This is a genomic window from Caulobacter sp. UNC279MFTsu5.1 (assembly GCF_900114015.1).
Lineage (GTDB): Bacteria > Pseudomonadota > Alphaproteobacteria > Caulobacterales > Caulobacteraceae > Caulobacter.
This window is the reverse complement of the sequence record NZ_FORN01000044.1, coordinates 41,209-50,782: the sequence shown is the minus strand read 5'-3', so window position 1 is coordinate 50,782 and position 9,574 is coordinate 41,209. Positions and strand designations below refer to the sequence as shown.

The 9,574-nt window shown below is 68.2% G+C and carries 4 protein-coding genes; 1 reads left to right on the top strand and 3 read right to left on the bottom strand.

Annotated elements, in window-relative coordinates:
- Window positions 1-682 precede the first annotated feature (682 nt).
- Window positions 683-3,625 (bottom strand): TonB-dependent receptor domain-containing protein, encoded by a 2,943-nt coding sequence (locus tag BM066_RS20470; RefSeq protein WP_018062610.1) that lies wholly within the window; start codon window positions 3,623-3,625, stop codon window positions 683-685.
- A gap of 188 nt (window positions 3,626-3,813) precedes the next feature.
- On the opposite strand from BM066_RS20470, the gene BM066_RS20465 reads away from it, so the two are divergent.
- Window positions 3,814-4,626, top strand: coding sequence for a hypothetical protein (locus tag BM066_RS20465; protein WP_018062611.1), 813 nt, complete (start codon window positions 3,814-3,816; stop codon window positions 4,624-4,626).
- 59 nt (window positions 4,627-4,685) lie between these two features.
- Here the strand turns inward: BM066_RS20465 and BM066_RS20460 are convergent, their stop codons facing one another.
- Window positions 4,686-7,898, bottom strand: a complete 3,213-nt coding sequence (locus tag BM066_RS20460; RefSeq protein WP_026176651.1) for a glycoside hydrolase family 2 TIM barrel-domain containing protein — start codon at window positions 7,896-7,898, stop codon at window positions 4,686-4,688.
- Between the two features lie 52 nt (window positions 7,899-7,950).
- Complete coding sequence (locus BM066_RS20455) at window positions 7,951-9,486, bottom strand: tryptophan halogenase family protein (RefSeq protein WP_018062613.1); 1,536 nt, start codon at window positions 9,484-9,486, stop codon at window positions 7,951-7,953.
- Window positions 9,487-9,574 lie beyond the last annotated feature (88 nt).

Here is a 9,574-nt window from a genome sequence, read left to right as displayed (position 1 = left end):
AGCCGTTATCCGGAAGCCTTCGGATCGCGGATTTTTAACCCGCTCCGATGGAGGCCCCCGACGGGCGGAAGGTTGACGACCCTTCCGGACCGCCTGGGCGATTTCAGCCCAGGCCTGCCGCGTCCGCCGATCCTTCGCCGCCGGGCTTCGTCCTGTGTTGCAAGGAACCTGACCTGGACCGCCGCGAAGCGTCACTCAAGACCACCGGCGAGGCGCTTCCCGCTCGTCCACCCCTGAAAGCCGCTCGGTCGCCGGCCGGACGCCCTTCCCGTGCCTTCAGGTGGGACCAGTATGCGGCCGGTCTGAGAGGGTGAGGACAGATCGGGGTCGAGAAAGTTCAGGGCGTTGAAATTGCTGAACTCTGTTCGCTATCCGCCGAGCATAACCTCCAAAACCTCCGCTCATCCCGGCGAACGCCGGGATCCAGATGGCATGGCGGCGTAGTGGGTTCCCCGGGCTCCGAGCTTTTCCAATCAGCCGCTCCGTTTCGGGATCTGGGTCCCGGCGTTCGCCGGGATGAGCGGATTTGGGATGGCCTTGCCGAGCGCCGTCTCAAGCGCTCCCCCTTCGACATAGAAAGACAGCCACCGGCCGGGGGCGCGGTGGCTGTTGAGTTGACCTAGGGGATCCGCCCCCGAGAGGCAGCGAGCTTCGCTGACCCTCGGAGGAAGTTGGGTGGCCTTTAGAAGTCCATGGTCAGGCCCACGAACAGCGTCCGGCCCATCGGGTCGTAGACGCCCGGATAGGTGTTGCCGTTGCCGAACGAGCTGAGCAGCCCGGCCGCGATCACCGGCGGGTCCTTGTCGAAGGCGTTGTTCATGCCGGCCCGCAGCGACAGCTGCTCGCGGACCTTCCAGTTCGCCGCCAGGTCGATGTAGCTGTAGGCCTTGATCTTGCGATTGATCTCGACGTAGTCGCCCTGAAGGAATGGATTGCTGTCGTTGCTCGACAGGTTGGTCGCCCCGAAATAGCGCCAGTTGACCGAGACCGTGGCCGGGATCCACGGCAGCATCCAGGTCGTCCGCAGCTGGTGGCGCCAGGCCGGGTTGGGCTGGCCGCAGGTCGGGCCGAACAGGCCCTTGCAGTTATAGGCGCCCAGGCCCGGCAGCTGCTCGATCTTGCGGCTGTTGAGGTAGGTGCCCACGAAGCTGAAGTCGAGCTCGCCCCAGTCGCCGCCCTTGGTCAGGGACGACAGGTCGAAGCGATAGTTGCCGGTCACGTCCAGGCCGGAGGTCTGCAGGAAGCCGGTGTTCTGGTTGGTGGCGACGATGTAGCCGCGATCGCCGAACAGCACGCCCGAGGTCGGGTCGCGGTGGAACAGGCTGCAGAAGTACGGATTGCTGGTCTGGACGCACTGGTTGATCACGGTCGGCGCGTCGACCGAGCCGATGTACTGGTCGACATAGATGTCGAAATAGTCGAGCGACATCGAGAAGCCAGGCAGGAAGCGCGGGGTCAGCACGACGCCGGCGGTGCGGGTGTCGGCCACTTCCGGCTTCAGGTCCGGATTGCCGCCGCCCTGGGTGACGCAGGTCTCGGCCGGGCACTCCGGGATCTTGCCGTACTGGGCGGCGGTGACGCCGGTCAGGGCGCAGGCCGCGGCGGACGCCGTCGGCGTCGTCCCAGCGCAGGGGTCCACGGCGGAGACGTTGCCCAGCGACTGGGCCGCGAACAGTTCGCTGATGTTGGCCGCCCGGACCGCGCGGTTGTAGCTGGCGCGGAACCGCACGTCCGAGGTCGGCGCATATTGCAGCTCGACCTTGTAGGTCGAAACCCGGTTGTCCAGGTAGTCGTACTTCGAGGTCCGGTAGCCGGCGTTGACCGACAGGCTCTTGATGAACGGCGCGTCCTGAACCAGGGGCAGGTCGACCTCGCCATAGACCTCGCTGACGCTGAAGGCGCCGGCGTTCTCCTTGGTGCCGGCCGCCTGGGCCAGGGCGTCGGCCTCGAACTTCAGCTCCTCGCGGCGATGCTCGACGCCCAGGGCCAGGGCGACGCCGTCGTTGGCCCAGGGGCTCTTGACCCCGTACTGGCCCAGATCGCCGTTCACCGTCGCGCTCAGCACCTTCTCGCGCTGCACGCCGTGGGTGTAGGTCGGGGCGTAGAGGTACTTGTAGGCCGCCGCGCTGAGGCCCTGGTACTTGAACACGTCGATCGGCACGCAGCTCGGATCGGTGCCGTCGACCACCGACTTGCAGGTCGGCGTCCCGTTGACATTGACCACCTGCAAGGCCTTGGCGGCCTTGGCGTTGTCGACGTTGTTCTTGTAGCTCTCGTCGAGCACCACCTGGGAATAGAGGAAGCCGGCGTCGTAGCTCCAGCCCGGCGCGATCTCCCCGCGCGAGCCGAAGTTGATGCGGTAGGCGGTGTGGCGCAGGTCGTCGCGCCGGGGCGCGCTGCCGGGTCCGGTCAGCCGGTAGCCGATGAAGGTGTCCTGGTTGACGTCCGTGCCCGCGGCCGAGCCGCACAAGGTCGCGGCCTGGGAGGCCGACATCAGCGGGTTGTTGCAGTTGATCTTGAACGTCGTCCCCTGGAACAGGGCGGACGGGGCCGCCTGCGAGAAGGTGTGGTCGTCCATGAACATGAAGCTGCCGTAGACCTCGGCGGCCTTGCTGATCTCGTAGTGCCCAAAGGCGCCGGCCGTGTAGCGGCTGTCCGAGCGCTGGATGTAGTTGGTGGGCGCGTAGTTGTAGAGGAACGAGCTGTCGTACGGCACCCAGGTCTTGTTGCCGTCCTTGGTGTTGTTCAGGGTCTGGCCGGCGTTGGGACCGCTGAGCAGGGTGAACAGGCCGTATTCGTTGTTGCTGGAGCCGCCGCAGACCAGAGCGTTGTTCCGGTCTCCGGCCAGGTTGAGGCCGCAGGCCGAATAGTCGCGGGTGTTCTGGGTGACCGGCTTGAGTTCGCGATAGCCGACATAGAAGGTGACGTTGCCCTTGCCGTCCGGCGCGTTCATGCCGAAGGCCAGGTTGACGTCAGCCCGCGCCCCGTCGGTGACCGAGCGCTCGGGCAGCTTGTAGCCCGCCGCGGTGATCAGCGACCGGGGATAATCGTTGTCGTTCCTGTGCTGGGCGATGCCGTACTGGGCGTCCAGCCGCACGCCGTTGAGATCCTTCTTGAGGATGAAGTTGACCACGCCGGACACCGCGTCGGACCCGTAGACGGCCGAGGCGCCGCCCGTCACCACGTCCACCCGGTCGACCAGGGCGCTGGGGATGAAGTTCACGTCGGCGGTCTCGGTCGGCAGCATCCGCTGGCCGTCGACCAGCACCAGAACCCGGCTGGCCCCCATGTTGCGCAGGTTGACCCGCGCCGTGCCGTCCGAGCCGTTGGAACCGTTCTCGTTGGAGTCGGCGGTGAACTGCGGCAGGCGGTTGAGCACGCTCTCGATCGAGGTGGCGCCCTGGTACTTGATCTCGTCGTCGCCCACGACGGTCATCGGGCTGGCCGAAACCAGATTGGGCCGCTTGATCCGCGATCCGGTCACCACCACCGCGTCAAGCGTCGCCGGCTCGTCCGCCGTGGCGACCTCCTGGGCGAAAGCGGCCGGAGCCCCGGCCACGACTGACAGGACCGCGACGGCCGCGGCTCCCGCCAGGAGATCAAGGCGCGCGAGTCTGCTGCGCATGGAAAACCCCTCCGAAACGATCGCGCCTCCGATAGACGCGCTGCGCCCGCAGGAAGGCTGATAATATTATTTATGTCAAATATCTTATACGATATACACATAACATCGTACGGATGCGCAACCGGAGGGCTGCAGCGGGGCTCCCGCGCGATGCTTGACAACCAGGGATGCGCTGCCGTCATGCCCCCATGTTCGGATTCCCCCGCAAGCCGCCGAAGCTTGTCTCGTTCACCGAGGCCAGGCCCCGGACCTTCAGCCCGTTGCTGTGCGATGGCCTGGCGGCGCACGACCTGCCCTCGTTCGCGAGTCTGCTGGCCCTGCACGCCCGCCTGCAACGGGACCGTCCGCGCGTGCGCGTCCTCGCCTCGCTGGACGACCTGGGACAAGCTTCCTACACGTCCGGGCATGGCGTGGATCACCACGGGCTGGATGAGGTCCGGGGCCACGACCTGTCCGAACTCGGCCCCGACGTGTTCGAGAACGGCGAACACCTGGGCTATCTCAGCACGCCCGCCGAATTCCCCATCCGCCTGGCCAACCTCCTCGAACGCGCGCGCGATGTCGGGCTCGAGCAGGTTTTCGGAATGCTGGACTGGGAAACGCCCGGGGACTCGAACGACCTGATCACGATCAACGCAGACCCCGAGGCGGCCCTGCGGATCGCCCGGGAGAAGATCGTCCTATTCCAGTTCGTGCCGGTCGCTTCGGCCGCGCAGACGATCGCGGCCTTTCCCAACGGCTATTTTCAAGCCGACCTCAACCCGATGCAGGCCTACGCCCTGGCCCGACGGCTGGAGGCGGAGTACGGCCTCTCGCTGTTCGGGATCGGCGCCCGCATGCTCGGGTTCCGGCGCGAGACGGCGCTGCCTGAAGACAGGGCGCGGGCGCTCGCCGAGGAGCTCGCGCTCTTCTATGCGGGCGCGCCGCCGGCCGCCGTCGATGAACTGGCCCTGCTCCTCACCGGACGGGACTGGCTTCTGCTCCGCTACACGGAAAGCTGAACAGGTCCGACGGTGCCGTGGCGGAGGCCGGAAGGCGGCGGGTTACGACGAAACCAAGGTCACTGGACCTCGGTCGCGCGCGCGGGCCGCGCCTTGTCCGCCTGGGTCCCCTCGCCGCTGAACGGCTCCAGGCGGAAGGCGACGCGGGTCGGCTCCAGCCTGGTGCGATACTTCATGTGCGGCACGCCGACATGGTTCCAGGCCGTGTCGCCGCCCACGCCCCATTGCGCCGAGTCGACCAGCAGGGTGACCTCGCCGTGCGGGACGATGTCGGTCGACTTCCAGGCTCCCGGCGCGCGGCGATAGAGGTCCTCGTAGGGGAAGGCCAGGGCCGTCATCATCAGCGGCTTTTCGCCCGTGACCCTCAGGCCCCGCCCGTCGCCGTTCAGCTCCATCCAGCGGACGTCGACCTTGTTGCCGGTGTCCTGGGGCCGCATGTAGTCGTGGTTCTGGTCGGCGATCGCCCCGCGCCACAGGCCGATCGGCGCCGAGGTGTAGCGGTCGACATAGCTTTCATGCGGCCCGCGGCCGTACCACTCGACGGTCTTCAGGCTGGTCGGGGCGGTGAACCACAGGCCCACGCGCACCGGCGGCGGCAGGTCGTCCTTCAGCGGCGTCAACTCCCCGGCCACCGCGACGGAGCCGTCGCCGGCCATGGTGTAGGTGGTCACGAAGCGGGCCGCGCCGGCGCCCAGGGCGTAGTCGACGACGATCTCGACCCCACCATCGGTCTTGCGCGCGGTGAGGCCGCGCACCTGCCGGGCGTCGGTCATCGCCTGCCACGGCCGCTGCTGGGCGACGACGCCGTTCAGGGTGTCGTTGTCGGTCTCGGCGCGGAAGAAGTTGGGCTGGCCGCCCTTGGCCAGAACGACGCCGTCCTTGGCGTAGCCATCGACCAGGCCGGTGGCCTTGTCGATGGTCAGGGTGGCGCCGGCCGCCGAGGCGGTGATCGCCGAGCCGGTCTCGGCCAGCGACACTGGACCCGCGCGTGAGACCGCCGGGGCCGGCGCGGCGGCGAGCGCGAACTGCTCCCAGCCGACGACATAGCCGGCCGGGGTCAGCGGAACGGCGCCGTCCTTGGCCTTGGCGCGGACGGTGACGAAGTACTCCGCACCGGGTTTGCGCGGCAGGGCCGGCAGCGGCAGGGCGATGGTCTGGCTGGCGCGGGCGGCCGTCGTCAGGGGCGGCAGGTCGCCCGAGGCGACAGCCACGCCGTTCTCCTCCAGCGTCCAGTCGAAGGTGAAGCCCGACAGGTCGCGGAAGTCGTGGCGGTTGGTCACCGTGACCCGGCCCGCCGCGGGATCGAAGGCCCCGAACTGGATCGGCGAAAGCACCTTCTGCACCTCGTAGAGGTGCGGGTTGGGCGTGCGGTCGGGCTGGTTGAGGCCGTCGCCGAACTCGACGTCGCCGCCCGGGTTGGGCCCGTACTCGCCGCCGTCGCCCCAGTAGCGGCGGCCGTCCTTGGCGTAGCGGTACATCGACTGGTCGACCCAGTCCCAGATGAAGCCGCCCTGCAGCTTGTCGTACTGGTAGATGGTGTCCCAGTAGTCCTTGAAGTTGCCGCCGGAATTGCCCTGCATGTGCGAATATTCGCACTGGATCATCGGCTGAGTGCGGCTGGGATCGGTGGCCCAGTCGACCATCTTCTCGATGTCGTCGTACATCGGCGCATAGATGTCGACGAAGGCGTTGGGCTCGTGCTCCCAATCCAACGTGCCCCAGCCCAGGTACGAGATCAGGCGGCTCGGATCGCGCTTGCGGGCGGCGGCGGCGGCCTTCTCGAAGTTGGGGCCGATGCCGGCCTCGTTGCCCAGCGACCAGAAGATCACCGACGGGTGGTTCTTGTCGCGCTCGACCATGTTCAGCACGCGGCTGACATGGGCCTGCTCCCAGGCCGGGTCGAAGCCGATCTGCAGCTTGGGCCGCAGCTCCGGATGCTTGTTGGCGTAGTCCATGTAGGCGTGGCTCTCGATGTCGGCCTCGTCCATGACATAGAGGCCGTATTCGTCGGCCAGGGCGTACCAGAGCGGATCGTTGGGATAGTGCGAGGTGCGCACGGCGTTGATGTTGTTGCGCTTCATCAGCTCGATGTCGCGACGCATCGAGGCTTCGGAGATGACGTGGAAGGTCTCGGGGTCATGCTCGTGGCGATTGACGCCGCGGATGACGATCGGCTTGCCGTTGACCGCCACCCGGCCGTTCCTGATCTCGACGGTGCGGAACCCGATGCGCTGGGGCGTGGCCTGGATCACCTGGCCCTTTGTGTCGAGCACCTCGACCAGCAGGGTGTAGAGATTGGGCGTCTCGGCCGTCCACTGGCGCACGCCCGGGACGGTGGCCGACAGGGTGCGGGTCCTGGCCGCGCCGGCCGCGACCTTGGCCTCGCGGGTCAGGACGGTCCGCTCGCCGTCCAGCAGGCTCAGGCGCACGATGACCGGCTGGTCGCGCTTGGTCAGCTCGACATCCGTCGATAGCACCCCGTCGCGATAGGCCTTGTCCAGGCCGGCATGGACGAACAGGTCGCTAGCCCGGGCCTTGGGGGCGGCTTTCAGATAGACCGAGCGCTCGATGCCCGAGACCCGCCAGAAGTCCTGGTCCTCCAGGTAGGAGCCGTCCGACCAGCGGTGGATCTGGATGGCGACGATGTTCTTCTGGCCGGGCTTCAGCAGGCGGGTGACGTCGAACTCGCTGGGCAGCTTGGAGTCTTCGGCATAGCCGGCCTCCTGGCCGTTGACCCACACCTGGTAGGCCGAGCCGGCCGCGCCGATGTGCAGGATGACGTCCTGGCCGCTCCAGCCGGCCGGGATCTCGAAGGTGCGGCGGTACGAGCCGACCGGATTGGTGGCGTGGGGGATCAACGGCCGGTTGGCGGGGAACGGATAGGTGATGTTGTTGTAGCGCGGTTGGTCGTAGCCCTCGGCCTGCCACATGGCCGGGACCTTGATGGTCTTCCAGCTCGAGACGTCATAGTCGGGCTTCTCGAACCCAACCGGCACGGCGTCCGACGACGGCGAGAAGCTGAACGACCACGGGCCGTCCAGCGACTGGTAGCGGACCGACTTCGTCATGTCGCCGGCCAGGGCGGCTTCGCGCGTCTCGAACGGGAAGTGGGTGGCGCTGGCCGCCAGCTTGCCGCGCGCGAACACCGCCGGGTTCTCCCAGTCCGGCCGCGAGGCGTCCACCTGCACCGCCTGGACCCGGGGCCCGTCCTCGGCGTGAGCCGCCGTCAGCAGCCCGAACGAGGCGAAACCCGTCAATAGAACCCGTCGCATACGAACCTCTTCCAAGGGGGCGGCTCGCCCCGGCTGTCGGTCAAAATCTGGATCAAACGGCGGCCAGCGCGCCGGCTTGGCAATGGGCGCGGATGAAGTCCGTCTGGGACGGCATCCGCCCGACGGCCGCGGCCGTCGCGGCGGCGATCCGCGCCAGTCGGTCCCGGGCCTGGTCGAGCGGCAGGCCTTCGGCCAGGGGCTCGCCACCTTCGACCTTGGGCCCCTGCCCGTCCATCACCGCCAACCAGCTGGTCTTGGTGAACAGCTCGTCGCTCTCGCGGAACACCCGCCCCGTCGCGCGGTAGATGCGCAGGCGCTCCAGCAGGGTGTCGGGAACGGCCATGGCGCGCAGCTGGTCCCAGTACGGCGTGTCGTTCCGTTCGGTGGCGTGGAAATGCAGGATCAGGAAGTCGCGCACGCTCTCGAACTCGGCCGCCATCAGCCGGTTGTAGCGGCGGGCGTCGGCGGGCTCGAACGCGCGGGTCGGCAGCATCTCGAGCAGCCGGGCGATCCCGACCTGGATCAGGTGGATGCTGGTCGATTCCAGCGGCTCCAGGAAGCCGCTGGCCAGGCCCAAGGCGACGACATTCTTGACCCAGCCCGCCTGGCGCCGGCCGGCCTGGAAGCGCAGCACGCGCGGCTCGGCCAGGGCTTCGCCGTCGAGATTGGCCAGCAGGGCGCCGACCGCCTCGTCCTCGGAGATGTGGCGGCTGGAAAACACATAACCGTTGCCGGTGCGGTGCTGCAGCGGGATGCGCCACTGCCAGCCGGCCTCGCGGGCGGTCGAGCGGGTGTAGGGCGCCGGCGGGCCGGCATTGACGGAGGGGACGGCCGCGGCGCGGTCGTTGGGCAGCCATCGCGACCAGTCCTCGAACGGGCTGTCCAGCGCCTGGCCGATCAGCAGGGCGCGAAAACCCGTGCAGTCGAGGAAAAGGTCGGCCGCGATCCGCTCGCCGTCCTCCATCGTCACCGACTCGACGAAGCCGTCGCCGCCGCGCAGGTTGACGGCGGCCACCTTGCCTTCGCGGCGGACGACGCCGGCGGCCTCGGCGTGGGCGCGCAGCAGTCGGGCGTAGAGCGCCGCGTCGAAATGGAAGGCGTAGGCCAGCTGCGACAGCGGCCCGGCGCCGGGCTGGGGACGGGCGAAGCGCCCGGCGGCCGCGGCCTGGGCGCAGATCGAATAGGCCTCCAGCGGCTCGGCCTGGCCGACCTGGCGCAGCCTTCGCCAGGCGCCCTCGAACGGCGTGGGGCCGAAGTCGGGACCATAGACCCCGAACGGATGGAAATAGCGATGTCCGCGCCGGCGCCAGTCGACGAACTCGATGCCCAGCTTGAAGGTGCCCTTGGTCTCGCGGACGAAGACGTCCTCATCCAGGCCGATCATCGCGTTGAAGGCGCGGATGGGCGGGATCGTCGCCTCCCCCACCCCGACGATGCCGATTTCCTCGGACTCGATCAGGGTGATGGCCGGCCCCTGGGGTCCGAGCACGCGGGCCAGGGCGGCGGCGGCCATCCAGCCGGCCGCGCCGCCGCCGACGATGGCGATGCGGGTCAGCGGTCCGTTCTGGCGCGAAGTTTCGGTCAGCATCGGATCGATCGAACCATGTCTTGCTTCGCGGACCGAAGGGTTTTGTCAAAAAAGCGCCGGCGTGGCGCATCGCGGCGCCACGCCGGCC